This window comes from Pigmentiphaga litoralis (assembly GCF_013408655.1).
GTDB classification, from domain to species: domain Bacteria; phylum Pseudomonadota; class Gammaproteobacteria; order Burkholderiales; family Burkholderiaceae_B; genus Pigmentiphaga; species Pigmentiphaga litoralis_A.
This window is the reverse complement of the sequence record NZ_JACCBP010000001.1, coordinates 2,818,075-2,841,801: the sequence shown is the minus strand read 5'-3', so window position 1 is coordinate 2,841,801 and position 23,727 is coordinate 2,818,075. Positions and strand designations below refer to the sequence as shown.

26 protein-coding genes and 1 other RNA gene are annotated in these 23,727 nt (G+C 63.6%); 9 read left to right on the top strand and 18 right to left on the bottom strand.

Going from position 1 to position 23,727, the window contains the following annotated elements; genetic code table 11:
* The first annotated feature begins 163 nt into the window (after window positions 1-163).
* Genes mobA through mobB form a run of 3 tightly spaced genes read left to right on the top strand, consistent with a single transcriptional unit; the run spans window position 164 to window position 2,641 of the window.
* Complete coding sequence (gene mobA / locus HD883_RS12795) at window positions 164-769, top strand: molybdenum cofactor guanylyltransferase MobA (protein WP_179584882.1); 606 nt, start codon at window positions 164-166, stop codon at window positions 767-769.
* Between the two features lie 4 nt (window positions 770-773).
* On the top strand, window positions 774-2,093 hold the full coding sequence (gene moeA / locus HD883_RS12790) for a molybdopterin molybdotransferase MoeA (RefSeq protein WP_179584884.1): 1,320 nt from the start codon (window positions 774-776) through the stop codon (window positions 2,091-2,093).
* Window positions 2,093-2,641 (top strand): molybdopterin-guanine dinucleotide biosynthesis protein B, encoded by a 549-nt coding sequence (gene mobB / locus HD883_RS12785; protein WP_179584886.1) that lies wholly within the window; start codon window positions 2,093-2,095, stop codon window positions 2,639-2,641. Before moeA ends, mobB begins: the two co-directional genes overlap by 1 nt.
* Here the strand turns inward: mobB and HD883_RS12780 are convergent.
* The 3 genes from HD883_RS12780 to HD883_RS12770 form a co-directional block, all read right to left on the bottom strand.
* Entirely contained in the window at window positions 2,625-3,527 is a 903-nt protein-coding gene (locus tag HD883_RS12780; protein ID WP_179584888.1) for an NAD(P)-dependent oxidoreductase, read from the bottom strand. The genes mobB and HD883_RS12780 overlap by 17 nt on opposite strands.
* 120 nt (window positions 3,528-3,647) lie before the next feature.
* Window positions 3,648-5,150: a tripartite tricarboxylate transporter permease gene (locus HD883_RS12775; RefSeq protein ID WP_179584890.1), complete on the bottom strand. Its 1,503-nt coding sequence runs from the start codon at window positions 5,148-5,150 to the stop codon at window positions 3,648-3,650.
* Between the two features lie 10 nt (window positions 5,151-5,160).
* Window positions 5,161-5,625: a tripartite tricarboxylate transporter TctB family protein gene (locus HD883_RS12770; RefSeq protein WP_179584892.1), complete on the bottom strand. Its 465-nt coding sequence runs from the start codon at window positions 5,623-5,625 to the stop codon at window positions 5,161-5,163.
* 216 nt (window positions 5,626-5,841) lie between these two features.
* Between HD883_RS12770 and HD883_RS27465 the strand changes: the two genes are divergently transcribed.
* The gene (locus HD883_RS27465) at window positions 5,842-6,387 is read left to right on the top strand and encodes a response regulator transcription factor (protein ID WP_373563358.1); all 546 of its coding nucleotides are present in this window, start codon (window positions 5,842-5,844) and stop codon (window positions 6,385-6,387) included.
* On the opposite strand, the gene HD883_RS12760 is transcribed toward HD883_RS27465, so the two are convergent.
* The gene (locus tag HD883_RS12760; protein ID WP_179584894.1) at window positions 6,380-7,393 is read right to left on the bottom strand and encodes a Bug family tripartite tricarboxylate transporter substrate binding protein; all 1,014 of its coding nucleotides are present in this window, start codon (window positions 7,391-7,393) and stop codon (window positions 6,380-6,382) included. The genes HD883_RS27465 and HD883_RS12760 overlap by 8 nt on opposite strands.
* Window positions 7,394-7,487: 94 nt before the next feature.
* On the opposite strand from HD883_RS12760, the gene HD883_RS12755 reads away from it, so the two are divergent.
* On the top strand, window positions 7,488-8,630 hold the full coding sequence (locus HD883_RS12755) for a branched-chain amino acid ABC transporter substrate-binding protein (RefSeq protein ID WP_179584896.1): 1,143 nt from the start codon (window positions 7,488-7,490) through the stop codon (window positions 8,628-8,630).
* A 94-nt stretch (window positions 8,631-8,724) separates the two neighbouring features.
* On the opposite strand, the gene msrA is transcribed toward HD883_RS12755, so the two are convergent.
* The gene (gene msrA, locus HD883_RS12750) at window positions 8,725-9,273 is read right to left on the bottom strand and encodes a peptide-methionine (S)-S-oxide reductase MsrA (RefSeq protein WP_179584898.1); all 549 of its coding nucleotides are present in this window, start codon (window positions 9,271-9,273) and stop codon (window positions 8,725-8,727) included.
* A gap of 124 nt (window positions 9,274-9,397) precedes the next feature.
* Window positions 9,398-9,733 carry a c-type cytochrome gene (locus HD883_RS12745; protein ID WP_179584900.1) on the bottom strand — a complete coding sequence of 112 codons (336 nt, stop codon included), beginning with the start codon at window positions 9,731-9,733 and terminating at the stop codon, window positions 9,398-9,400.
* A 152-nt stretch (window positions 9,734-9,885) separates the two neighbouring features.
* Between HD883_RS12745 and lgt the strand changes: the two genes are divergently transcribed.
* Window positions 9,886-10,677 carry a prolipoprotein diacylglyceryl transferase gene (gene lgt / locus HD883_RS12740; protein ID WP_179584902.1) on the top strand — a complete coding sequence of 264 codons (792 nt, stop codon included), beginning with the start codon at window positions 9,886-9,888 and terminating at the stop codon, window positions 10,675-10,677.
* Window positions 10,678-10,775: 98 nt separating this feature from the next.
* On the opposite strand, the gene HD883_RS12735 is transcribed toward lgt, so the two are convergent.
* The 8 genes from HD883_RS12735 to HD883_RS12700 all read right to left on the bottom strand — a co-directional run bounded on the left by HD883_RS12735 (window position 10,776) and on the right by HD883_RS12700 (window position 15,750).
* Window positions 10,776-11,552 carry an SIMPL domain-containing protein gene (locus tag HD883_RS12735; RefSeq protein WP_179584904.1) on the bottom strand — a complete coding sequence of 259 codons (777 nt, stop codon included), beginning with the start codon at window positions 11,550-11,552 and terminating at the stop codon, window positions 10,776-10,778.
* Between the two features lie 74 nt (window positions 11,553-11,626).
* Window positions 11,627-12,445 carry a sulfite exporter TauE/SafE family protein gene (locus tag HD883_RS12730; protein ID WP_179584905.1) on the bottom strand — a complete coding sequence of 273 codons (819 nt, stop codon included), beginning with the start codon at window positions 12,443-12,445 and terminating at the stop codon, window positions 11,627-11,629.
* Between the two features lie 107 nt (window positions 12,446-12,552).
* Window positions 12,553-12,736: non-coding RNA, 6S RNA (ssrS, locus tag HD883_RS12725), on the bottom strand.
* A gap of 138 nt (window positions 12,737-12,874) precedes the next feature.
* Window positions 12,875-13,186 carry a cell division protein ZapA gene (locus tag HD883_RS12720; RefSeq protein WP_179584907.1) on the bottom strand — a complete coding sequence of 104 codons (312 nt, stop codon included), beginning with the start codon at window positions 13,184-13,186 and terminating at the stop codon, window positions 12,875-12,877.
* Window positions 13,173-13,559 (bottom strand): hypothetical protein, encoded by a 387-nt coding sequence (locus HD883_RS12715; RefSeq protein WP_179584909.1) that lies wholly within the window; start codon window positions 13,557-13,559, stop codon window positions 13,173-13,175. Before HD883_RS12715 ends, HD883_RS12720 begins: the two co-directional genes overlap by 14 nt.
* 135 nt (window positions 13,560-13,694) lie before the next feature.
* Complete coding sequence (panC, locus tag HD883_RS12710) at window positions 13,695-14,537, bottom strand: pantoate--beta-alanine ligase (RefSeq protein WP_179584911.1); 843 nt, start codon at window positions 14,535-14,537, stop codon at window positions 13,695-13,697.
* A 124-nt stretch (window positions 14,538-14,661) separates the two neighbouring features.
* Window positions 14,662-15,546 (bottom strand): segregation and condensation protein A, encoded by an 885-nt coding sequence (locus HD883_RS12705; protein ID WP_179584913.1) that lies wholly within the window; start codon window positions 15,544-15,546, stop codon window positions 14,662-14,664.
* A gap of 12 nt (window positions 15,547-15,558) precedes the next feature.
* Window positions 15,559-15,750, bottom strand: coding sequence for a DUF3460 family protein (locus tag HD883_RS12700; protein ID WP_179584915.1), 192 nt, complete (start codon window positions 15,748-15,750; stop codon window positions 15,559-15,561).
* A 216-nt stretch (window positions 15,751-15,966) separates the two neighbouring features.
* Between HD883_RS12700 and HD883_RS12695 the strand changes: the two genes are divergently transcribed.
* Window positions 15,967-16,197, top strand: a complete 231-nt coding sequence (locus HD883_RS12695) for a DUF6356 family protein (RefSeq protein WP_179584917.1) — start codon at window positions 15,967-15,969, stop codon at window positions 16,195-16,197.
* Here HD883_RS12695 and metG read toward each other — a convergent pair.
* Together metG and HD883_RS12685 are read right to left on the bottom strand one after the other, a co-directional pair.
* A complete protein-coding gene (gene metG / locus HD883_RS12690) occupies window positions 16,190-18,253 on the bottom strand; it encodes a methionine--tRNA ligase (protein WP_179584925.1) in 2,064 nt (687 codons plus the stop codon). The genes HD883_RS12695 and metG overlap by 8 nt on opposite strands.
* Window positions 18,254-18,334: 81 nt before the next feature.
* Window positions 18,335-19,243, bottom strand: a complete 909-nt coding sequence (locus HD883_RS12685) for a LysR family transcriptional regulator (RefSeq protein WP_179584927.1) — start codon at window positions 19,241-19,243, stop codon at window positions 18,335-18,337.
* Window positions 19,244-19,304: 61 nt separating this feature from the next.
* Here HD883_RS12685 and HD883_RS12680 point away from each other — a divergent pair, with 61 nt between their 5' ends.
* Both HD883_RS12680 and HD883_RS12675 read left to right on the top strand, forming a co-directional pair.
* Window positions 19,305-20,414 carry a 4-oxalomesaconate tautomerase gene (locus HD883_RS12680; protein WP_179584929.1) on the top strand — a complete coding sequence of 370 codons (1,110 nt, stop codon included), beginning with the start codon at window positions 19,305-19,307 and terminating at the stop codon, window positions 20,412-20,414.
* Window positions 20,415-20,524: 110 nt separating this feature from the next.
* The gene (locus HD883_RS12675; protein WP_179584931.1) at window positions 20,525-21,502 is read left to right on the top strand and encodes a Bug family tripartite tricarboxylate transporter substrate binding protein; all 978 of its coding nucleotides are present in this window, start codon (window positions 20,525-20,527) and stop codon (window positions 21,500-21,502) included.
* A gap of 110 nt (window positions 21,503-21,612) precedes the next feature.
* Here HD883_RS12675 and HD883_RS12670 read toward each other — a convergent pair whose 3' ends face one another.
* Window positions 21,613-21,969 (bottom strand): hypothetical protein, encoded by a 357-nt coding sequence (locus HD883_RS12670; RefSeq protein ID WP_179584933.1) that lies wholly within the window; start codon window positions 21,967-21,969, stop codon window positions 21,613-21,615.
* A gap of 118 nt (window positions 21,970-22,087) precedes the next feature.
* Window positions 22,088-23,407, bottom strand: coding sequence for a hemolysin family protein (locus HD883_RS12665; RefSeq protein WP_179584935.1), 1,320 nt, complete (start codon window positions 23,405-23,407; stop codon window positions 22,088-22,090).
* Between the last annotated feature and the right edge of the window lie 320 nt (window positions 23,408-23,727).

The window sequence follows — 23,727 nt, the reverse complement described above, 5'->3', positions numbered from 1 at the left end:
ACTGCTGGCGGAAAATGCCGGGCTGGAGTAGCCAGATGAGCGTTTCATCATATCAGACCCTCCGGCGGGGGCGCTGAGGGCGGCGCTGACGGCAATGCCGGGGACGCCGGCACGCGGCGGGCTGCGCCATGAGCAAGGCAGGCCACGCCTTATACTGACGCCCATGATCGACAAAAATTCCATCACCGGCGTCATTCTTGCCGGCGGCCGCGCGACCCGCATGGGCGGTGTCGACAAGGGCCTCCAGACTGTGCAGGGCATTCCGATGGCGCTGCTGTCCTTGTTGCGCCTGTCGCCGCAGGTCGGCGAAGTCATGATCAACGCCAACCGCAATCTGGGTGCGTATGAATCCATGGGTGTGCCGGTGTGGCCCGATTCCATGTCGGGGTTTCCAGGCCCGCTGGCCGGATTCGTGACCGCGCTGGAACGCTGCGAAACCGCCTATCTGGTGACGGTGCCGTGCGATACGCCGCGCTTTCCCGATGACCTGGTGGACCGGCTGGCCGCGGCGCTGGAAGCCGAAGACGCCGAGATCGCCATGGTGGCGACGCAAGAGCCCGGTCAGGACGGCGGCGACGCCGTCTGGCGTACCCAGCCGGTGTTCTGCCTGATGCGCGCCGACCTGCTCGCCAGCCTGGTCGCCTTCACGTCCGCAGGCAACCGCAAGATCGACAGCTGGACCGCGCTGCACCGCTGCGTGGAAGTCCGCTTCGACGATGCCGACGCGTTCGTCGGCGCCAATACCATCGCCGAACTGCAGCGGCTTTGACATCATGACGTCCACTCCGTCCCCGGCTCCCCAGCCCGCCTCGGTGCCCGCATCGCTCGAAGAGATTTCGTCGTGCATCAACGGCTACGATCCCAACGCCTTGTCGGTCGACCAGGCGCGCGCCTTCATCGACCGCCTGGTGCCACGTCTGAATGCGGTTGAAATGCTCCCGCTGCGTTCCGCGCTGGGCCGCGTGCTGGCGCGCGACATCGTGTCCGCGATCAACGTGCCGTCGCACGACAACTCGGCGATGGACGGCTACGCCTTCCGCGGGCAGGACCTGGCCGATGGCGCCGAGACCACCCTGCGAGTCGTATCGCGCGCGATGGCCGGCCAGGAAGGCCAGCACGCCATTGCACCGGGCGACTGCGTGCGCATCATGACGGGCGCGGTCATGCCCGATGGGCTGGACACCGTCATCCCGCAGGAATTCACCAAGCTCGATGGCGATCAGGTCACGATCCCCGCGGGTATCGTGCGGCCGGGCGACAACCGCCGCCTGGCCGGCGAAGACCTGGCCAAGGGCGAAGCGGCCCTGGTCGCCGGACGCGTGCTGCGGCCTGCCGACCTGGGTGTGCTGGCCTCCTTGGGCCAGGCCGAAGTGCCGGTGGTGCGCCGGCTGCGCGTCGCCTTCTTTTCCACCGGCAATGAATTGCGGTCGATCGGCGAGACGCTGGACGAAGGCTGCGTGTATGACAGCAATCGCTACACCCTGTGGGGCATGCTGCAGCGCCTGAATGTCGAGATCCTGGACATGGGTGTGGTGCGCGATGACCCCGACGCGCTCGAAGCCACCTTTACCGCCGCGGCGGCGAATGCCGACGTGGTGATCACGTCGGGCGGCGTGAGCGTGGGCGAAGCCGACTACACCAAGATGGTCATGGCCAAGCTGGGAGACGTCCTGTTCTGGCGCATTGCGATGCGGCCCGGCCGCCCCATGGCGATCGGACGCATTGCCAGCGGCAGCCGCCACGCCGTGCTGTTCGGCTTGCCGGGCAATCCGGTGGCGGTCATGGTCACGTTCTATGCCCTGGTGCGTGATGCCCTGCTGGCCATGAGCGGCGCGCGTGTCGCCCCCATGCCGCTGTTGCGCGCGACCAGCGTCAACGCCATCCGCAAGAAGGCCGGGCGCACGGAATACCAGCGTGGCAGCGTAACGCCGGCTGCGGGCGGCGGCTGGGAAGTGCGCATGGCGGGCTCGCAAGGGTCCGGCATTCTGCGCAGCATGAGCGAAGCCAATGGCCTGGTGGTGCTGCACCACGACCAGGGTAATGTGGCGGCGGGCGAGACGGTTGACGTCCTGCCGTTTGACGGGCTGGCCTGATGACGCGTGTTCTAGGATTGGCGGGATGGAGCGGCGCGGGCAAGACCACGCTGCTGGCCAAACTCATACCGGTGCTGAATGCGCGCGGCTATACGGTGTCGACGCTCAAGCACGCGCACCATATGTTCGACATCGACAAGCCCGGCAAGGATTCGTACCTGCACCGTGAAGCGGGCGCCAGGGAAGTGCTGGTGGCGTCCGGCGCGCGATGGGCCCTGATGCACGAATTGCGGGACGAAAGCGAGCCGCGCCTGGCCGATCTGCTGGGCCACATGAGCGCGGTCGATTTCATCCTGGTGGAAGGCTTCAAGCGTGACAAGCACGTGAAGATCGAGATCCACCGCCGAAGCAACACCAAGCCCTGGCTGTATCCCGATGACAGTAGCATCGGCGCGATCATCAGCGATGCGGGTGAGGGCGCCACCGATGGGCCCCCCACCACGCTGCCCCGCGCGCACCTGGACGACATGGAAGGCATCGCCAACCTTGTCGTCGATCTGGCGTGGCCCCTGGACGATACCTTGCGGGTGCTCAGACCAGCCGCTTGACCAGCGACGAGGTATCCCACCGGCTGCCGCCCATCTGTTGCACGTCGGCATAGAACTGGTCGACCAGCGCCGTCATGGGCACGCGCGAACCGTTCAGGCGCGCTTCGTCCAGCACCAGGTTCAGGTCCTTGCGCATCCAGTCCACCGCAAAGCCGAAATCGAACTTGTCGTCGACCATCGTGCCGCCGCGGTTTTCCATCTGCCAGCTTTGCGCCGCGCCCTTGGCGATCACGTCCAGCACCAACTTCATGTCCAGGTCGGCGTTCTTGCCGAAGGCGATCGCTTCGGACAGGCCCTGCACGATCCCGGCAATGCAGATCTGATTGCACATCTTGGCCAGCTGGCCCGCGCCAACGTCGCCAATGCGCGTGAATGCGCGCGCATAGACCGACCCGACCGGCAGGGCACGATCGAATGCATCGACATCGCCGCCACACATGACGGTCAGCACGCCGTTGACGGCGCCAGCCTGGCCGCCCGACACCGGGGCGTCCACGAACGACACCTGTCTTGCCTTGGCGGCTTCATACAGTTCACGCGCCACCTTGGCCGATGCGGTGGTGTGGTCGACCAGCAGCGTGCCGGGGCGCAGGCCCGCCAGCGCGCCGTCGTCGCCCAGCATGACGCTGCGCAGATCGTCGTCATTGCCGACGCACGAGAAAACGATATCGGCCTTGGCGGCGGCTTCGCGCGGGGTGGGCGCATGCGCGCCGCCGAACTCGTCGACCCATGCCTGCGCCTTGGCGGAAGACCGGTTGTACACGGTCACGTTGTGACCCGCGCGGGCAAGGTGGCCGGCCATGGGAAATCCCATGACGCCCAGACCGATGAAGGCCACATCAACAGGTGTCGTGGCTTCGTAAGTTCTGGATCCGATCGATGACATAGGGGCTCTCCGTAAGTAGAGGTGAAGTCTAGCGTAAAGACGCGGACGAAAAAAAGGCGTCCCGAAGGACGCCTTTCTGCGTTCGATCCAGGCTGCGTGCTAGTGCGCAGCCTGTGTCGATCAGTCTTCCACGAAGGTTTCTTCGCGCTTCTTCCGGATCGATGGCGAGGCCACGATCAGCACCAGGATGGCGGCGATGATCAGCAGCGACAGCGACAGCGGACGGGTCACGAAGGTAGAGAACTCACCACGCGACAGCAGCAGTGCGCGGCGGAAGTTTTCTTCCATCATGGGGCCCAGGACCAGGCCCAGCAGCAGCGGTGCGCCTTCGCACTTCAGCTTCGACCACACGTAGCCCACGAAACCGAAGAATGCCGTCATCCAGATGTCGAACACGTTGTAGTTCAGCGTGTACACACCGATCGAGCAGATCATCAGAATTGCGGGGTACAGGATGCGGTAAGGCACCTTCAGCAGCTTGACCCACAGACCGATCAGCGGCAGGTTCAGAATCACCAGCATCAGGTTACCGATCCACATCGAGGCGATCAGACCCCAGAACAGTTCCGGGTTCGCGGTCATGACCTGAGGACCCGGCTGGATGTTGTGGATGGTCATGGCACCGACCATCAGCGCCATCACGGCGTTGCCCGGGATACCCAGCGTCAGCAGCGGAATGAACGAGGTTTGCGAAGCGGCGTTGTTTGCCGATTCCGGACCTGCCACACCCTGGATCGCGCCAGTACCGAACAGTTCAGGATGCTTGGCGATCTTCTTTTCGATCGTGTAGGACGCGAACGATGCCATCACAGCGCCGCCGCCTGGCAGGATGCCCAGTGCCGAACCAATGGCCGTACCACGCAGAACCGGACCCGTTGCCGCCTTGATGTCGTCCCAGTCGGGATACAGGTGGCTGATCTTGTCGAGGAAAACCTCGCGCTCTTCTTTCTGCTGAACGTTGTTCATGATTTCAGAGAAACCGAACACGCCCATGGCGACCGCGGCAAAGTCGATACCGTCGGTCAGTTCCGGAATGCCGAACGAGAAGCGGGCAACACCCGAGTTCACGTCGGTACCGACCATGCCCAGCAGCAGACCCAGCAAGATCATGCAGATTGCCTTGACCAGGGAGCCCGATGCCAGCACCACGGCGCCGACCAGACCCAGGACCATCAGCGAGAAGTATTCGGCAGGACCGAACTGGAATGCCACTTCAGCCAGCGGAGGTGCGAAGGCAGCCAACAGGATCGTTGCCACGCAGCCTGCGAAGAACGAGCCCAGTGCCGCGATCGACAGTGCCTGACCGGCACGTCCTCGACGGGCCATCTGGTACCCGTCCAGACACGTCACCACAGCCGACGTTTCACCTGGCAGGTTCACCAGAATGGCGGTCGTGGAACCACCGTACTGCGCGCCGTAGTAAATACCGGCAAGCATGATCAGGCCGGCGATAGGGGGCAGTGCGTACGTGATTGGCAACAGCATTGCGATGGTGGGCACGGGACCCAGACCAGGCAACACGCCAACCAGCGTTCCGATCAACGCGCCAAGAAACGCGTAGATGATGTTCTGAAACGACAGCGCGGTGGAAAAACCCAACGCAAGGTGGTCAAACAATTCCATGCGGGGCTCCTTAATTCAGGCCGAGGAAGGTGGGCCAAAGCGGGAAAATCAATCCCAGACCCTTGACGAACACCGCCCAGGCGAAAACTGCCAGGCAGAGTGCGTTGATGACAGCGACTTTCCAGTTGAACTCGTGGCTGGCAAAGCTACTGAGCACGACAAGGATAAAAATCGAAACGTAGATACCGAGGGGACGCAGCAGGGCACCGAACAGAATGACCGAACCGAGAACCAGGAACATGACGCGGAAATCCCAACCTTCGACTTTGGTTGGGATGGCTTTGGCCGAAAGACCCGAGATGCCGATGACTACACCCAGCAACGCGAGAATGACCCCGAGCCAGAAGGGAAAATAGCCAGGGCCCATTTTGGCGGCCGTGCCCATGGAATACTCGACGGCGTTGCCGGCGAAGAATATTCCGATGGCAATGAACATCAAGCCGGACCAGAAGTTTTGTTGTGACCGAATACGCATTGGAAGTGGGCTCCTATCTGACTTCACTAGCAAGCCGCGAATGTTAGCTGAAGAGATTCGTGCCGCAACGATGATTTTCGCGCCGGTTGCTCGGGGTTTTCCCGACAATCGGTGGAAATGTGGGAACTTGGTCCCACCTGCTTGTGCGCGCTTTCAGGAGCCTGTCAGTGTTGACAGTTTTTCTGTCTTTTGAACCCTGCAAGACTTGGCTTACCAGTGTGGCTAGTCCTTATCTGCCACACGATCACGAAGTTCAAGGAAGGCAACATGGCGGCGCACAACTATCCCGGCGAACAAGAATGGACCAATCGGCTTACGCCGCGTGAACGAGAAGTGATGGCTTTGCTGCTCGAAGGCCGCGCCAACAAGGTGATAGCCGACAGGCTGGGCATCTCCACCCGTACGGTTGAGGTCCACCGGGCCCGCGTGATGGCGAAGTTGGGCGTACGCAACGCCGTCGAACTCTCCGCGCGCGTTCACACCCGATATATCGACTGGCTCATGTCGCAGATGAAAACAGGCGCGCCGTTGGGGCAGCCCATGCTGGCCGAACCGGGGGCGCCTGCCTTGGCAGCGGGAACCGGCATGCCGGCGATGGGCGGACCTGGCGCGGCGCCGGGGCCGGCCCCGATGTCCGCCGCCCCTGCGGGATCGATCGCGGGCGCCATCCCTGTCGTGCCTCCGGCGGCGCGGCCGGGTGGCGGTGCGGCCAGCGGGGGATCCGGCGCCCAGACCGGATCCACCATCCACCGGCTCAGTTGAGCTTGGCGCCCGACACCTTCACGATCTCGGCGTACTTGGCCAGGTCGGCCTTGACCAGGGCCGCGAAGGCGTCGGGCGTGGTGGGTTCGGCGTCCGACCCCATGGCTTCGAGCCGCTGACGCACGTCGGGGCTGCGCAAGGCGGCCATGGTCGCCTCGCTCAGGCGCTGCACCACCGGTGCCGGGGTGCGGCCGGTGGTGAAGACGCCGAACCACGTGCCCAGGTCAAAGTTCTTGATTCCTGCCTGCATCAGGGTCGGTACGCCGGGCAGCAGGGGCGACGGGGCGGCGGTGGTCACGGCCAGCGCCTTCAACTTGCCCGACGCGATCAGCGGCGCGGCCGATGCCAGGTTGTCGAACATGAAGTCGGTCTGCGCGCCGAGCAGCGCAAGCTGCGCGGGCACGGACCCCGGATACGGGATGTGCGCGGCGAACACCTGCGCGCGGGCCTTGAGCAGTTCGCCGGCCAGATGGCCCGCGCTGCCATTGCCACCCGACCCCATGTTCAGCTTGCCCGGGTTCTTGCGCGCGTAGGCCAGCAGGTCGGCCACGTTGCGGATGCCGAGCTTGTCGGCCGTGGCCGGATTCATGACCAGCACATTCGGCACGGACGCGACCAGCGTGATCGGCGCAAAGTCCTTGATGGCGTCGTACGGAATGTTGGGGAACAGCGCGGGGTTGATCGCGTGCGTTGCGACGGCGCCCATGACCAGGGTGTAGCCGTCGGGCGTGGCCTTGGCCACCAGGTCTGCGCCGATGTTGCCGCCGGCGCCGGGCTTGTTTTCGACCACCACGGTCTGGCCCAGGCTGACCCGCAGCTTTTCCGCCAGTGCGCGGGCCATGACGTCCAGCGGGCCGCCGGGCGGGTAGGGCACGATGAAGCGCAGCGGGTGGGTGGGCCAGGCAGGCGTGGAGGGTGTCTGGGCAAAGGCGGGCGCAAGCGCGCTGCAGGCGGTGGCAACGGCGGCGCTTAGCAGGGCGCGCCGTGTCCATGAGTGTCTCGACATATCGACCCTGATGTGCGGTTTTTCATGTATGTTTGTTGCTGCGAAATTGTACGCTGGCGCAGCGGGCCCAGCGGCACGAACCCCTGGAGTGTCCATGTCTACTCGTTTGCTTCCGTTCGCCCTGGCCGCCGGCCTGACCTTGGTGTCCTTTGGCGCCCTGGCCCAAGAAGTCGTGGTCAAGCTCGGACACGTTGCGCCCACCACCGGCCCCATCGCCCACCTGGGCAAGGATATGGAAAACAGCGCGCGCATGGCGGTGGAAGACCTGAACGCCGCGGGTGTCACGCTGGGCGGCAAGAAAGTGAAGTTCGAACTGCTGGCCGAAGACGATGCGTCCGATCCCAAGCAGGGCACGGCAGCTGCCCAGAAGCTGGTCGACGCCAAGGTCAACGGCGTGATCGGCCACCTGAACACCGGCACGTCGATCCCGGCCTCCAAGATCTACTACGACGCGGGCATCGTGCAGATCTCGCCGGCCTCCACCGGCACGGCCTATACCAAGCAGGGCTACGACACCACGTTCCGCGTGGTCGCCAACGACGGCCAGCTGGGTGGCACGCTCGGCCGCTACGCAGTCAAGGAACTGAAGGCCAAGAACTTTGCCGTGGTCGACGATCGCACCGCGTACGGCCAGGGCGTGGCCGAAGAATTTGCCAAGTCGGCGGCCGCTGCGGGCGGCAAGGTCGTCAGCCGTCAGTACACCACCGACAAGGCCACCGACTTCCAGGCCATCCTGACCTCCATGAAGGCCAACAAGCCCGACGTGGTGTTCTTTGGCGGCATGGACGCGGTGGCCGGCCCGATGCTGCGCCAGATGAAGGCGCTGGGCATCGACGCGCACCTGATGGGCGGCGACGGCATCTGCACCACGTCGCTGTCGCGTCTGGCGGGTGATGCGATCGGCAACGGCAAGGTGGTGTGCGCCGAAGCGGGTGGCGTGGCCGGCGAACAGAAGACGACGATGGACGCCTTCCGCGCCAAGTACAAGAAGCGCTTCAACAGCGACGTCCAGCTGTATGCGCCTTACGTGTACGACGCCATGATGGTGATGGTCGAAGCCATGAAGAAAGCCAATTCGTCGGACCCGGCCAAGTACGGTCCCGAACTGTACAAGATCAGCTACAAGGGCGTCACGGGCCCGATCACGTTCGACAAGAACGGCGACATCAAGAACGGCGCACTGACGCTGTACACCTACAAGGGCGCCGACCGGTCGGAACTGGCCGTGGTGCGCTGATCTTCCTGCAGGGCATGTGACAAGGGCGGGATCACTTCGGTGATCCCGCCCTTTTTGCGTGCGGTGCAGACTGCGTCGACAGCGGAAAAAAACGTCAGGCTGGCGTCTTCAGCTTGTCGGCAAAGGTCTTGCGCAGTTTCGCCACCTTGGGTGCGATCACGACCGCGCAATAGCCCTGACCCGGATTACGCAGGAAGTAGTCCCGGTGATAGTCCTCGGCCGGCCAGACCTTGGCGGGCGGAAGGAGTTTGGTCACGATCGGCGCGCCGAAGGTATTCGCTGCCGACAGTTCTTCCATATAGGCGTTGGCCAGTTCGCGCTGGTCGGGGGTCTGCCAGAAGATGGCCGACCGGTATTGCGGACCGGCGTCGTTGCCCTGGCGATCCAGGGTGGTCGGGTCGTGCGACGCAAAGAAGACCGTCAGCAGTTCCTTATAGGTAATGACCGACGGATCGAACGTGACCTCGGCAACTTCGATGTGCCCGGTGTTGCCGTCGCAGACCTGATGGTAGGTCGGGCGATCCACATGGCCACCTGCGTAGCCCGATTCGACCTTGGTCACGCCCTGCAACTGCTGGAATACGGCTTCGACACACCAAAAGCACCCGCCGCCGAATACGGCCTTTTCGTTCTGAGTCGTCATGATTCCTCTCTTTGATCGACGCTGCACTGATTGCCGCGGATCGTCGCAAGACTTGATCCCGATGGCGACGTTATATCACCGCACCGGCGTAGTCCGTGGCGTACAGGAAGGATGAGTTCGGCGCTTACTTATTGAGGGTCAGGATCCAGGCCGCCAATTGTCGGGCTTCCTCTTCCGACACATGGGTCTGTGCCGGCATCGGGACCTTGCCCCACTTGTTTGCGCTGCCGCGGCGAATGGACGTTTCCAGTCTGGCCTGTGCGTCGGGCTGACCGGCGTACTTGGCGGCGACGCTCTTCCACGCCGGACCCACGCGCTTGCTGTCGATCTGGTGGCAGGCGAGGCAAACGCGAGCCTTGGCCAGTTCGGGCCCGGTCATCTGGGCCGCGCCCACGGTGGGCGCTGCCGCCAGCGCACCCAGCAGCAGGAAAGGAAGCAGCGCGAAAGACGGGCGAAACATGGGCGATCCGGAAAAAGTGTCGCCCGAAGTCTCGCGCACGGGCCGGGCGGAGTCAAATCACCGCGCGCCGGTCCTTTTCCTGTCGCGCGCAGCGGTTATCATCCTGCTCATTCTTTACGCGGCGGCGCCCGCCGTCCCTACAAGGCTAGGCTATGCTGGTTCATCCTGAATTTTCTCCGATCGCGTTTGCCATCGGCCCCGTCGCGGTCCGTTGGTACGGCCTGATGTACCTGCTCGCTTTCCTGTTTGCGTGGGGATTGGGACGCTGGCGCATTTCGCACGGCAAGACGTCGCTGACGCATCGTGATCTGGACGATCTGTTGTTCTATAGCGTGCTGGGCGTCGTGATCGGCGGGCGGCTGGGGTATGTCTTCTTCTACAAGGCCAGCTATTACCTGGCGCACCCGCTGGAGATCTTTGAAGTCTGGCAGGGCGGCATGTCCTTCCACGGCGGCCTGCTGGGTGTGCTGTTCGTCATGGCCGTGTTCGCGCGCAGCCGCGGCAAGCGCTTTCTTGAAATCGGCGACTTCGTGGCGCCCCTGGTGCCGCTGGGCCTGGCCGCTGGCCGCATGGGCAACTTCATCAACGGCGAACTGTGGGGCCGCGCCACCACCGTGTCGTGGGGCATGATCTTCCCGCAGGCCGGCGACAACATTCCACGTCACCCGTCGCAGCTGTATGAATTCGGCGCCGAAGGTTTGCTGCTGTTCCTGCTGGTGTGGGGCTTTGCCAGCAAGTCGCGGCCGATCGGCCAGATCAGCGCCGTCTTTTTGATGGGATATGGCGTGGCGCGCTTCCTGGTGGAATACACCCGCGAGCCAGACAACTTCCTGGGCTTGCTGGCGGCGGGGTTCACCATGGGGCAGTGGCTGTCGATCCCGATGGTGGTGATCGGCGCGATCATGTTCTACCTGTCGCGCCGCAGTCCCCACGCGGTGGTCTGAACCCTGCTTCGGGCATGAAAAAAGGCACCGGGGATTCCGGTGCCTTTTTTACGTCCGCTGGTGAAGACGGATCACCAGGGACGCTGCCGACGCGGAGTTCAGCGTTGTTGCGTGCCCAGCAATTCCACGGTGCCGCGCACTGACACGGTTACCGTGGCCTTGCCGGCTTCCAGCGGCAGGGCCTCGGCCATCTTGGCGTCGGCAGACGCCGCGCGCATCATCATCGGGCGGGGCGAGTACACCGTGCCGCTGCCGCTCAGGTCCAGCGTCTTGACCGCATAGCTGCCAAAGCCGAACGCTTGCGCAGCGCTGGTGGCCCGCACACCAAAGGCCTTGGCGGCTTCCTGCAGCAGGCGCTGTTCTTCGGCCTCGCGGGCTTCGCGCGACAACGAGAAGTTGATGTTGGACACCGCCATGGCCTGGCCCAATTCGCCAGCCAGGGTCGATGCCGCCACGAAATCCTTGGATTCCAAGAACAGTTCGGCGCGGCCGCGCCAGCCGGTGATCTTGCCGTTGCGGTCGGTGTTGGCCCACACGCGGTAGTTGCCGCTGCGGGACTCGACCTTGGTGTTGCGTTTGGCCGTCGCCAGCGTCGATGCCAGCACCTTGTTCAACTGGTCCGACAGCTGCGCCTGGTCAGCACCTTCGATTTCCTTGGCCAGGGTGACCTCGACCTTGTCCTGGGCCACGTCGCTTGACGCCGCGGCTTCCAGCGACAGCTGTGGCAGTTCCGGACGGGCCGGGGCCTGGGCATACTGCGCTGGCATCTGCGCGGACGCCACGCCCGGCGCAAGCAGGGCGGCGGTCAGCGCCGTGGTGGACAGCGCGGCGGACAAGGCGGCGGACAGGGCAGTACGAGTCAGAAAACGGGCCATAACGATCTTCCTTTATCTATCAGGGGACTGCTGGCCGAACGTGCGCGATCTGACTCGCCAAGGTGGTGCGACGGTCAGACGGCGAACGCGGTGTACGCCTTGTAGGCCATGTAGAGCGCAAGCGCCATCAGGACCCAGGCAAACACCCGTTTCAGGGTCGCGACCGGCAGCTTGTGGGCCGCATTGGCGCCAAGCGGCGCGGTCAGGACACTCGAAACGATGAGCACGAGCAGTGCTGGCCAATATACATAGCCGAACATGCCGGGGTAGGTGATCTGCTGCTGCATGCCTGACCAGATGTAACCCGCCGTATTGGCCAGCGCGATCGGAAAGCCCAGCGCCGCCGAGGTCGCCACGGCGTTATGCAGCGGTACATTGCACCAGGTCATGAAAGGTACCGACACAAAGCCGCCGCCCGCGCCGACCAGGCCGGACAGGAAGCCGATGCCCGTGCCGGCCGCGGCCGTGCCCACGACGCCGGGCATCTGCCGGCTGGGCTTGGGCTTTTTGTTCAACAGCATCTGTACGGCCGAATACCCCACGAACAGGGTAAAGAGCAGCGCCAGCCAGCCGGTCTTGAGCACCGCGAACACCGCGCCCCCGGCCAGGAGGCCGCCGATCACCAGTCCGGGCGCGAACTGCCCGACGATGTTCCAGCGGATGGCGCCCTTCTTCTGATGGGCGGTCACGCTGGAGACCGAGGTGAACAGGATGGACGCCATCGACGTGGCGATGGCCGCGTGGATGATCAGGTCCGCCGGCATTTTCTGCCAGGTAAACAGCAGGGTCAGGAACGGCACCATGATCATGCCGCCGCCAATGCCAAGCAGGCCGGCGGCAAAACCGGTGGCAGCGCCCAGCACAAGCAGGGCGGCAATAAAGGAAAGGTCCATGCGGGGATACTCGAATGTGGGAGGCGCACGCATAGTGCCACGGACTGAGCGTGTTGCTCCGCACAAAAACAAACGACCCGGAGCGCTGAACGCTCCGGGTCGCGGAATAGATCCCCGCCTGTGCCGCTAGGCCGGCATCCTGAACCGTTAAGTTCAAGGTCGGTCGCAGTCAGCCACTCATTGGGTTCGTTTGACAGAGAAACGATCACGCCTGAGGGGCGATTCCCGCAACCTCATGCCATAGCATGGGTCCAAGGAATATATGGCCAAACACGAACACTGCAGGGAAGACAAATCGGTACTGCGGTCAGGTGTTCAACGTTCTGAACAACCTAGGCTTTAAATTACACCATTTCGCCGGGATTCAATACCCCGTAGGGCGACTTTTGTACAACTCGTTGCGTACGCAACGCGTGCGACAGACCTGGATCAAAAAAGCTTGTCTTGCGAACCGAGCTCGGCGTCGAGCATCTGGTTCATGCCTTCAATCTTACGCTTGTAGTCACCGACTGCAAGTTGCGACAGCGGGCCATCGGGCGCCTTCGCATTCAGCAGGTCGCCAGCAATCTGCAGGGCTGCCAGGACGGCGATGCGTTCCGTGCTGCCGATCTTGCCGGCGGCTTTGATACGCTGCATGGCCCGATCGACCATGCTCGCGGCTTCGAGCAAGGCTTCCTGTTCTTCCGGGGCGCAGGCAAGCGGATACTCGCGTCCCAGAATGGTGACGTCAAGGCGTTCCATGAGCACTCCGCACGCCGTGACCGGCTTCGTCAGAAAGAGAGGGGTCGGTATCGGCATCGGTCCGGGCTTCCGCCCAGTCGCCATCAGCGTCATCGGCCTGGACGTCGTCCAGATCGATATCGGTGTCGGTGTCCGCAGCGGAGGCGGCGTCGGCGTCCGCGCCGTCCGCGGCCTCGGGCGGCTTGCCGGGCAGGCGGGCAAGCACGTCGTCGACGCGGATCTGCGCCATTTCCACGGTGTCGCGCAGTTGCTGGATGCGCACGTCGCGCTTGCCGAGCTCGTCACGCAGCGCCTGATTTTCGGCACGGACGTGTTGAGTCAGCTGCACCAGCTGGGCAATACGGGTCGAGAGTTGGTCGAGGTCTTCGAGCATGGGCGTAATCGTAAACCATCCTGAGACCGATGTCGTACCCGAACCGGTCTCCTACGATGTATCAATTCCTTGCAGTCACTAGGACGGCGCAGTGGCGGCACGCGGTGTCAGCGCGCGATGTAGGTGCTCGCTAAGTCAGAGCTCGAGGTTGTCGATGAGGCGCGTTGCGCCCAGCTTGGCGGCCGACAGCACGACCAGCGGTTCGCCGCCGTGCATGTCGTCGGCGGTGGGCGCCTTCAGGTCGCGCTGGCGGCGCACGGCCACGTAATCGACCTTCCAGCCGCGGGCATTCAGATGGTCGGTCGCGAAGCGGCCCAGCGCGTCGGCATCACGTTCGCCTTCGTGCAGGCGCGTCTTGACCGACTGCAGCGCGGCGTACAACTGCGGCGCTTCGGCCCGGTCGTCTGGCGTCAGATACATATTGCGCGACGACAGGGCGAGGCCGTCGGCGGCGCGTACCGTTTCCTGCGGGATGATCTCGATCGGCAACTGGAACTGGCGGCACATGGCGCGCACCACCATCAGCTGCTGATAGTCCTTCTTGCCGAACACCGCGACCTTGGGCTGGACACAGGACAGCAGCTTGAGCACTACGGTGCACACGCCCTGGAAAAAGCCGGGGCGAAATTCCCCTTCCAGGATGTCGCCCAGCTCCGACGGCGGCTGCACCCGGTAGCTTTGCGGCTCGGGATACATCTCGCGCTCGTCCGGGGCGAACAACGCATACACATTGCGGTCGGCTTCCAGCTTGGCGATGTCGGATGCCAGGGTGCGGGGATAGCGGTCAAAGTCTTCGTTCGGCCCGAACTGCAGGCGGTTCACGAAGATACTGGCCACGACCGGGTCGCCATGGTGCCGCGCGGTCTTCATCAGCGCCAGGTGACCTTCATGCAGGTTGCCCATCGTCGGCACGAACGAGACTCGCAACTGGCCGCGCAATTGGTCGCGCAGCTCTTCAATGGTGTGGACAACCTTCATGGGCGTAGCTTGTGAAAAGTAGGGAATCGGAAAGCGGGCCGGGGCTTGAAAGCCCGCAAGGCACATCGTATCGGGCGCATGCTACAGGAGCGGCGCGGGCGCGCCAAATGCTCAATCGGACGAGTCAGGCGTCCTGAGCAATGGCGGTGAATCCCAGGCGCACATAGATGGGTGCGTAGGGTTCGGCCTGGGTGATATCCAGCAGCGATTCGCGCGCCAGTTCCAGCATGGCGATGAAGTGCACGACAATGATCGGCACGCCGGCGCCTTCCTGCACCTTCTGCATGAACAGCTCGGTGAATTCCATGTAGCGCACGCCCTGCAGGCGGCGCAGGATCTGGCTCATATGGTCGCGCACCGACAGTTCTTCGCGCGAGATATGGTGGTGGGCATTGAGCTTGGCGCGGCGCACGATCTCGGCCCAGGCATCGCGCAGGTCAATCGCGGTCACGTCGGGCAGGCGCCGTTCGGTGGTCTGGTCCAGCAGCACGCCCGTGCGCACAAAGTCGCGGCCCAACTGCGGCAGCGCGTCGATCTTGCGGGCGGCCAGCTTCATCTGCTCGTATTCCAGCAGGCGGCGGACCAGTTCGGCGCGCGGATCCTCGACGTCTTCGTCGGAATCGGATTTGCGCACCGGCAGCAGCATGCGCGACTTGATCTCGATCAGCAGCGCCGCCATCAGCAGGTATTCGGCAGCCAGTTCCAGGTTGTGCACCCGGATCTGTTCCACATACGACAGGTACTGCTTCGTGACCTCGGCCATCGGAATGTCGAGGACGTTGAAGTTCTGCTTGCGGATCAGGTACAGCAGCAGGTCCAGCGGGCCTTCGAAGGTTTCGAGAAAGACTTCGAGCGCATCGGGCGGGATGTACAGATCGTTGGGCAGCGCGAACAGGGGCTCGCCGTACAGGCGAGCGATCGCAACGCCGTCGATGGTATCGGGCGTGCTATCCACGTCGGGCGCGCTCAAGGCGGCCAACGCCTTGCCGCTGGGCAGCTGTCCGGCCACGACGCCGGGCGATCAGTCGGCGGAGAAGTAGACGTACGGCTTCTGCGAAACGGTGGACGCATCGAATTCCTGCGTCAGTTCCGGATCGATGGTCTTGTCCCACAGGCGGGCGCGGCCTTGCTGCTGCTCGGCATCCAGCTGGGGACGCTCTTCCTTCAGTTTTTGCAGGAAGTGCGTGATTTCGGACTCGTAACTCTTGGCCATGACTACCCTTTGAACGATGGCGACGGAATGCGGGGCGAGTGTACTGCACCGGGCGGGAATCGCCCCAGTCCCCTCGGCGTTGAAATAATTTTCACTTTCCACCCGACATACAGGAATGAAAGTGCCTAGCAAGACGATTTGACGTCAGTATTGGCAGAAATTTTGCCTGCCTCTACTGATAACATTTTTCGTAGATCAAGATTCAGGAGAACCCCGATGTCCAAGCTGTCTTTCACCGAACACCCGCGCAACGTCGGTGAAACCTATGTCGAACACCTTGGCGTGTCCTGGAGCTTCGCCCGCAGCATGTTTCGCGCCGGTTTCGCCGCGCTGATCCACGGTTTGTTTCCGTTCCTGTGCGTGACCACCGGGTCGTCCATCGTCAAGCGCCTGAACGACCGGATGGTCGTGAACCGGATCCGGCAACAGTCGAAGACGACTACCTGACCCGCATGCCGGGCGTGGCGCCGTCCACCGGCTCCAGCACATAGATACCCGGCTTGGCCTTCTCGTCGCGATCGCTCGCGGCGAGCACCATCCCTTCCGACACGCCGAACTTCATCTTGCGCGGCGCCAGGTTGGCGACCAGCACCGTCAGCTTGCCGATCAGATCGGCCGGCTCGTACGCCGATTTGATCCCCGAAAACACATTCCGCATCCGGCCTTCGCCCGCATCCAGCGTCAGGCGCAGCAGCTTGTCGGATCCGTCGACGTGCTCGCAGTTCACGATTTTGGCGATGCGCAGGTCGATCTTGGCAAAGTCATCGATGGTGATGGTGTCGGCGATCGGCTCGCCCCCCGGAATCAGGGCAGGCGCGGCCGGGGCCGGGGGCGGCTCGAACAGCGCGTCCAGCATCTTGGGGTCGACCCGCTGCGCCAGGTGCTGATACGACGCCACATGGTCGGGCAGCACGGCGGCGTCCGACCACACAAAATCGCGGTCCAGGCCGAACAGTTCGCGGGCCACGCGCGTCGCGATCACCGGCAGCACCGGCGTCAGCATGACCGACAGGGCCTTGAAGCCGGCCACGGCGCGTGAACACACGTCCTGCAAAGCGGCTTTCTGTTCCGGATTGGCGGCGGCCTGCTTGGCCATCACCCACGGCTGGGCCGCGTCGAACGCCTGGTTGATGCGGTCGGCGCACGCCATGATTTCGCGCAGGGCCTTGCCGTATTCGCGCGCTTCGAACGCGGCGCGAACGGTGTCGGTCGTGCCGGTGAGTTCGTCGGTCAGGGCAGCCGTGTCGCCGTGGTAGGCCAGGGCGCCGTCAAAGTGCTTGGTGATGAAGTTCGACGCGCGGCTGGCGATGTTGACGTACTTGCCGACCAGGTCGCTGTTCACCCGCGCGATGAAGTCGTCGGGATTGAAGTCCAGATCTTCGACATGCGCGTTGAGCTTGGCGGCAATGTAATAGCGCAGCCATTCGGCATTCATGCCGATGTCCAGGTAGCGCAGCGGCGAAATGCCGGTGCCGCGGCTCTTGGACATCTTTTCGCCACTGACCGTGATGAAGCCGTGCACGTTCAGGCCGTCGGGCGTCTTGCGGCCGGCGAACTTGAGCATGGCGGGCCAGAACAGCGCGTGGAAATACACGATGTCCTTGCCAATGAAGTGGTATTGCTCGGTGCTGCTGGCCGGATCGAGCAGGGCGTCGAAGTCCAGGCCGGTCTTGGCGCAGTACGCCTTGAGCGACGCCAGGTAGCCCACCGGGGCGTCCAGCCACACATAGAAGTACTTGCCCGGCGCATCGGGAATCTCGATGCCGAAGTAGGGCGCGTCGCGGGAGATGTCCCAGTCGTTCAGCTTGCCTTCTTCGCCCAGCCATTCGCGGGTCTTGGCATAGACCTCGGGCTGCAGGCGCGGCAAGCCCGACGGGTTGGTGCCCAGGGTCCATTGCTGCAGGAATTCGACGCAGCGCGGATCGGACAGCTTGAAGAAGAAATGTTCCGAGCTTTTCAGCACCGGGGTGGCGCCGGTCAGCGTCGAATACGGGTCGATCAGGTCGGTGGGCGCGTACACGGCGCCACAGACTTCGCACGAATCGCCGTACTGGTCTTTCGACTTGCACTTGGGGCAGGTGCCCTTGATGTAGCGGTCGGCCAGGAACATGCCCTTGACCGGGTCATAGAACTGTTCGATGGTGCGCGTTTCGATCAGGCCGGCGTCGCGCAGGCGGCGATAGATGCCCTGCGACAGCTCGGTGTTTTCGGACGAGTGTGTCGAATGCCAGTGGTCGAAGGCAATGTGAAAGCCGCTGAGGTACTGCGGGCGTTCGGCGGCGATCCGGGCGACCAGCGCTTCGGGCGTGATCTGCTCGGACTCGGCCTTGAGCATGATCGGGGCGCCGTGCGCGTCGTCGGCACACACGAAATGCACCGTGTGACCCTGCATGCGCATGCTGCGGACCCAGATGTCGGCCTGGATGTATTCCATGATGTGGCCGATATGGAAGGACCCGTTGGCGTAGGGAAGGGCGGTGGTGACGAAGATCGTGCGCGACATTGGCAATGAAAGACTCTGGTCTGGGGATCCTCTGATTTTAGCCCCTGCGCGGGTTTCGCGCCGCCATCCCCGCCGTCATGCCTAACTGCGGGCGGCTTTGCCGGCGTCGCGCAGCATGCCGTAGAGCACGCTGGCCGCCGGCGACAGCGTGTGGCCATGGCGCGAGATCAGTCCCAGCGTGCGGCTGACGCGGGGTTTCATGAGCGGAATGCCGATCAGGGTGGGGTGGGTGGTCAATGGCAGCGCCAGTTGGGGCACCGCGGCCACGCCCAGCCCGGCTTCGACCATGCCCAGCAGGGTCAGCACGTGGCTGACTTCGAACGCGCCCTGCGCCCGCTTGCCGCCTTTGGCCAGCGCGGCGTCGATCAGCAGGCGGTTGCCGCTGTCCTTGTGCACGGTCATGAACCGTTCGCCCGCCAGGTCTTCCCAGGTGACGGACTTGCGGGTGGCCAGCGCGTGATCGTTGCGTACCGCCAACACGAAGTCTTCCTTGAAGATGGAACGGAATTCGACTTCGGTTTCCTGGGTGCCGATGAAGTTGATGCCGAAATCGGCGCGGCCGGACGTCACGGCGTTAAGCACGAAGTTGGCGCCCTCATCGATCACCCGCACCCGGATCCGCGGGTAGCGGGCGGCAAATTCCTTCAGTACCGACGGCAGGAAGTAATAGGCGGCGGACGGCACGCAGGCCACGCTGACCAGCCCGCTCAGTTGCGCGGCCAGGTCGACCACGCCCAGCATGGCGCTTTCCAGTTCGGCCAGCGCGGCGCGGGCGTGTTCCAGGAACACGCGCCCCACGTTGGTCAGGGCCACATGCCGTGTGGTGCGGTCGAGCAGGCGCGCGCCTAGGATGGTTTCCAGCTTTTCGATGCGACGGCTGAGCGCCGGCTGCGACAGGTGCAGGTCTTCGGCAGCGGCGCGAAAGCTGGAACGTTCAGCGACAGCAACGAATGCCTGCAATTCCTGGAGGTCGAAATTGATGCGCGCCATGCATTAATTGATCTAAGAGTTGCAATTCACAAATTATCCCACAGCGCGCACTATGCGCTCCATGCAAAAAACCATTCCCTGCGTCTTCATGCGAGGCGGCACCTCCCGCGGTCCTTATTTCCTCAAGGACTGGCTTCCCCAGGATATCGAAACGCGCGACAAGGTCCTCCTGTCCGCGATGGGCTCGCCCCACGAACTCCAGCTGGACGGCCTGGGCGGCGCCAATTCTTTGACGAGCAAGGTCGCCATCGTCTCGAAGTCGGCCCATCCGGACTGCGACGTCGATTACCTGTTCGCGCAGGTATCGATCGACCGCGCCCTGGTCGACACGCGACCCAATTGCGGCAACATGCTGTCGGGCGTCGGCCCGTTCGCCATCGAGCAGGGCCTGGTGCCCGCGCAGAACGGCGAGACCCTGGTCCGCATCTACAACGTGAATACCAAGTCGACCATCAATGCCGTCGTGCAGACGCCCGGCGGCAAGGTCGAATATGAAGGCGACGCCAAGATCGACGGCGTCAACGGGACCGGCGCGCCGATCCGCCTGAACTTCCTGGATGCCTGGGGCACGGTCACCGGCAAGGTGTTCCCGACCGGCAACCTGATCGACGAGATCGACGGCGTGCAGGTCACCTGCATCGACGCCGCCATGCCCATGATGATCGTCCGCGCGACCGACATGGGCTGGAAGGGCGACGAAAAGCCGGTGGATCTGGACGCCAACCTGGAATTCATGGCCCGCCTGGAAAAGATGCGCCGCGAAGCGGGCCTGAAAATGGGCCTGGGCGACGTGTCGGACAGCGTCATTCCCAAGCCGGTGCTGGTGAGCAAGGGCGCGCACGACGGCCAGCTCGTATCTCGTTACTTCACGCCCCTCAAGTGTCACCGTTCGCATGCCGTTACCGGTGCCATCGGTGTCGCCACGGCGTATGTCACGCCGGGCACGGTACCCTATGGTCTGTCGGTAGAACGGCAGCCCGGCATCCACCGGATTGAAATTGCCCACCCCTCTGGCCGCATCGAAGTCGATGTGGAACTGGCTCAAGGGGAAACCTCGGTCGAAGTCACCGGCGCGGGACTGATCCGCACGGCGCGCAAGATCATGGAAGGTCAGCTCTACATTCCCAGCCATATCCTGCCTGAGACTATTCTGCCCGGTACGACCTCGTAATCCGGCTGCGATTCGACCAGGCCGGTCCAAGAACCGGCATAAGAATCTGGCATGCGTCCACTGCAATGTCCGCATGCCATCAACCCATAAGCAAAGTCATGGAGACTTCAATGCAACTTTTCGGACACCGCCTGTCGGCGATCGTCATCGGCCTGACCGCCTGCGGTTTCGCCGCTTCCGCCGCCCAGGCTGCCTACCCTGACCACGCGATCACCATCGTCGTCCCGACCGCGGCCGGTGGCGGCAACGACGCGTTTGCGCGTATCGTCGGCCAGAAGATGAGCGAAGGCCTTGGCCAGACCGTGGTCGTGATCAACAAGGCTGGCGCGCAAGGCGCGATCGGCACCGAATTCGTGGCCCGCGCCCCGGCCGACGGCTACACGATCCTGCTGGGCTACATCGCCACGCACGGTATCAACCCCGCGCTGCAGAAGCTGCGTTACGACCCGGTTGCGGACTTCAAGGGCATCGGCCGCCTGGCCAACTCGCCCACGCTGCTGATCGTGTCGTCGGCCTCCAAGATCAACTCTGTCAAGGAACTGATCGAGCGCGGCAAGGCAGCGGACAGCAAGCTGAACTACGCATCGGCGGGTCAGGGTACGGCGCCGCACGTGACGGCCGAGCTGTTCAAGCTGGCGACCGGCACCAACATGCTGCACGTCCCGTACAAGGGTTCGGCCCCTGCCGTGACCGACACGCTGGCGGGCACGACCCAGGTCATGTTCCCGAGCCTGTTCGGCGCCTACCCGCACCTGTCGACCGGCAAGATCAAGGCCCTGGCCGTGGCCGGTGACAAGCGCACCCCGCTGCTGAAAGACGTCCCGACGCTGGCTGAACTGGGTGTGAAGGGCGTGGACGTACCCCAGTGGTATGCGCTGTTTGCCCCGGCCAAGACCGATCAGGCGATCATCGACCGCCTGAACAAGGAACTGAACATTGCACTGAAGGATCCGGACGTGCAGGCCAAGCTGGCCGAGCAGGGCGCGGACGTGAGCCCGAGCACCCCGGCCGAGCTGGATGCCTTCGTGAAGAGCGAAGTCACCCGCTGGAAGGGTGTCGTGAAGCAGGCCAACATTCCGGTGGAATAAGGCTGAACGGGCGGCAACGCCCGTGCTGACGACGCAATAAAAAAGCCCCCGTGTCCTTGACCGGGGGCTTTGTCGTTTCTGGCCGTCTGGGACTGCGTGGCGGTCAGTCCTTACGCGACGTCGCGTGCTTCAACGTCGGTCACCTTGCTGCGGTCCATACGGACGGCGGGGCGGGGACGACGGGCAGTGCCGGCGTCATTGGCCGCGCCGCCGCGGGCCGCTTCCTGGGATTGCGATTGGCCGCCGGTGCGGAAGGTGAAGCCCTGCGAGCGCTTGAAGCCACCGCGCGACAGCGTGGTGAACAGGTCCGCCGCCATGAATGGCTTGCCGCGAACCTTGGCGATCAGGAACATCACCCCCACTGCGATCGCCGCCGAGGCGACGAAGACGAGGGCCATGAACAGCCCCGCGAGCGCGATGGCGGCCACGAGGGTGATACGGATGAGTTTGCCGAGAGTGTCAGTCATAGATAAAAGAGCCTGAAAGATCACGAAAGTTCAATTCGGGACGGATCGCGCGAGTGCGGGTAAACCAGCAGGCGGCATGCCTGCGCCTGTGCCTGTGCCTGCGCACGGCAACCGCCACTCAGCCGGTTTCGTCTTCGGGGTCGACCGGATCGGGCAGCCGGGTCGCCAGGACCTTGTCGATCCGCTTGCCGTCCATGTCCACCACTTCGAACGACCATTCGGCCAGCGTCACGATGTCGCCCGTGACCGGAATGCGGCCCAGCATCAGCATGATCATGCCCGAGAGCGTGTGATACGACTCCGACTCGCCTTCCGGCAGGTCGCTGATATCCAGGCGGTCTTCGAGTTCGCCTACGTCGAGCAGGCCGTCCAGCAGCCAGGACCCATCCGCGCGCTGGATCGCCGACGATTCTTCCGGTTCGGTGGTGTTTGTATGGAATTCGCCAACGATAGCCTCCAAAACGTCACGAAGGGTAACGAGGCCCTGCACGTCGCCATACTCATCCACCACCAGGGCGGTTTGCGTATGGGAGCTGCGGAAGTTTTCGACCAGTTCGGTGCCGGTCAGTGTTTCGGGCACATACAGCGCCGGGGTCAGCTTGCCGGTCAGGTTGAACGGCTGGCCGGCCAGTACCTGGGCCAGCAGGTCCTTGGCGCGCGCAAAACCGATCACGTCGGTCAGGTCGCCGCGGCAGACCGGAAAGCGCGAGTGGTGCGACGCTTCGATCTTGGCCTTGGACACTTCGATCGAGTCATCCACGTTCAGATAGATGATGTCGGACCGGGGCACCATCAGCGATGACAGCTTGCGCTCGTCCAGGCGGAACACGTTGCGCACCATCTGGCGCTCGGCCTGCTCGAAAATGCCGGCCGTGGCGCCCTGCGTCATCAGTACCTGGATTTCTTCTTCGGTAACGTGATGCTCCTGGGTGTCCTTGGCGCCCATCAGCTTCAGGGCGGTGTCGGTGGCCAGGGACAGCAGCTTGACGAAAGGCGTGGCGACCCACGACAGGATCCGCATGGGGCCGGCAATCATGCTGGCCACGGCTTCGGGGTGCATCTGCCCGAAGCGCTTCGGGACCAGTTCACCGATCACGATCGACAGCAGGGTGATGATCACCACGACGATGCCCAGCGCGACGCCCGACGCATAGTCGGCCATGGCGGGAACGTGCAGGCGGATCAGGTCGGCCAGGGGCTGCGCAAGCGCGTTTTCACCGACGATACCGGTCAGGATACCGATCGAGGTGATGCCGATCTGGACGGTGGAAAGAAAGCGGGTGGGATGTTCGGCGAGTTCGAGCGCAGCTTTGGCGCGCTTGTCACCCTCGTCGGCCATCTGGTGCAGGCGGGAGCGACGTGCCGTCACCACCGCGATTTCACTCATGGCAAAAATGCCGTTGGCAACGAACAGTACGAGAAGTAAGGCGATTTCCATGGACTCAGGCGCCGAATGGCTTGGCCGGTTGCCATCGCGCGGAGCGACGGCCTGCGGGTCAAATTCGATAGCCCTGATGTTGATAAGGCCTTCAAGCATAGCCGACGCGCACGATATTCCAAATCGTCAATATGTCTCTATCGCGCCGTCAATCATGGGCTTGGTGCAAGTCCGGTGCGCGCCCCGGCGTCGGCGGCCTCACGGGGTCCTCACTGAAACGCTTGCGTACATCCTTGTTGCAGGCGTGACTAAGCGGTCGTGTCGTTCCGCTATGCTTGCGGCAGGGTTATCTGCGGGAAGTCTTATGTGCGTGTGTGTAG

Coding starts and splice junctions, on each gene's coding strand:
- HD883_RS12700 (WP_179584915.1), bottom strand. CDS start 15,750: ATGGCCAAGAGTTACGAGTCCGAAATCACGCACTTCCTGCAAAAACTG.
- HD883_RS12665 (WP_179584935.1), bottom strand. CDS start 23,407: ATGGAAATCGCCTTACTTCTCGTACTGTTCGTTGCCAACGGCATTTTT.
- HD883_RS12685 (WP_179584927.1), bottom strand. CDS start 19,243: ATGGCGCGCATCAATTTCGACCTCCAGGAATTGCAGGCATTCGTTGCT.
- HD883_RS12770 (WP_179584892.1), bottom strand. CDS start 5,625: ATGCGTATTCGGTCACAACAAAACTTCTGGTCCGGCTTGATGTTCATT.
- HD883_RS12715 (WP_179584909.1), bottom strand. CDS start 13,559: ATGCTCGAAGACCTCGACCAACTCTCGACCCGTATTGCCCAGCTGGTG.
- HD883_RS12670 (WP_179584933.1), bottom strand. CDS start 21,969: ATGACTGACACTCTCGGCAAACTCATCCGTATCACCCTCGTGGCCGCC.
- HD883_RS12695 (WP_179584917.1), top strand. CDS start 15,967: ATGTCCAAGCTGTCTTTCACCGAACACCCGCGCAACGTCGGTGAAACC.
- panC (WP_179584911.1), bottom strand. CDS start 14,537: ATGAAGGTTGTCCACACCATTGAAGAGCTGCGCGACCAATTGCGCGGC.
- lgt (WP_179584902.1), top strand. CDS start 9,886: ATGCTGGTTCATCCTGAATTTTCTCCGATCGCGTTTGCCATCGGCCCC.
- mobA (WP_179584882.1), top strand. CDS start 164: ATGATCGACAAAAATTCCATCACCGGCGTCATTCTTGCCGGCGGCCGC.
- HD883_RS12745 (WP_179584900.1), bottom strand. CDS start 9,733: ATGTTTCGCCCGTCTTTCGCGCTGCTTCCTTTCCTGCTGCTGGGTGCG.
- HD883_RS12680 (WP_179584929.1), top strand. CDS start 19,305: ATGCAAAAAACCATTCCCTGCGTCTTCATGCGAGGCGGCACCTCCCGC.
- HD883_RS12780 (WP_179584888.1), bottom strand. CDS start 3,527: ATGTCATCGATCGGATCCAGAACTTACGAAGCCACGACACCTGTTGAT.
- HD883_RS12760 (WP_179584894.1), bottom strand. CDS start 7,393: ATGTCGAGACACTCATGGACACGGCGCGCCCTGCTAAGCGCCGCCGTT.
- metG (WP_179584925.1), bottom strand. CDS start 18,253: ATGTCGCGCACGATCTTCGTCACCACCGCCCTTCCCTACGCCAACGGG.
- HD883_RS12675 (WP_179584931.1), top strand. CDS start 20,525: ATGCAACTTTTCGGACACCGCCTGTCGGCGATCGTCATCGGCCTGACC.
- HD883_RS12755 (WP_179584896.1), top strand. CDS start 7,488: ATGTCTACTCGTTTGCTTCCGTTCGCCCTGGCCGCCGGCCTGACCTTG.
- HD883_RS12735 (WP_179584904.1), bottom strand. CDS start 11,552: ATGGCCCGTTTTCTGACTCGTACTGCCCTGTCCGCCGCCTTGTCCGCC.
- HD883_RS12775 (WP_179584890.1), bottom strand. CDS start 5,150: ATGGAATTGTTTGACCACCTTGCGTTGGGTTTTTCCACCGCGCTGTCG.
- HD883_RS12730 (WP_179584905.1), bottom strand. CDS start 12,445: ATGGACCTTTCCTTTATTGCCGCCCTGCTTGTGCTGGGCGCTGCCACC.
- msrA (WP_179584898.1), bottom strand. CDS start 9,273: ATGACGACTCAGAACGAAAAGGCCGTATTCGGCGGCGGGTGCTTTTGG.
- mobB (WP_179584886.1), top strand. CDS start 2,093: ATGACGCGTGTTCTAGGATTGGCGGGATGGAGCGGCGCGGGCAAGACC.
- moeA (WP_179584884.1), top strand. CDS start 774: ATGACGTCCACTCCGTCCCCGGCTCCCCAGCCCGCCTCGGTGCCCGCA.
- HD883_RS12720 (WP_179584907.1), bottom strand. CDS start 13,186: ATGGAACGCCTTGACGTCACCATTCTGGGACGCGAGTATCCGCTTGCC.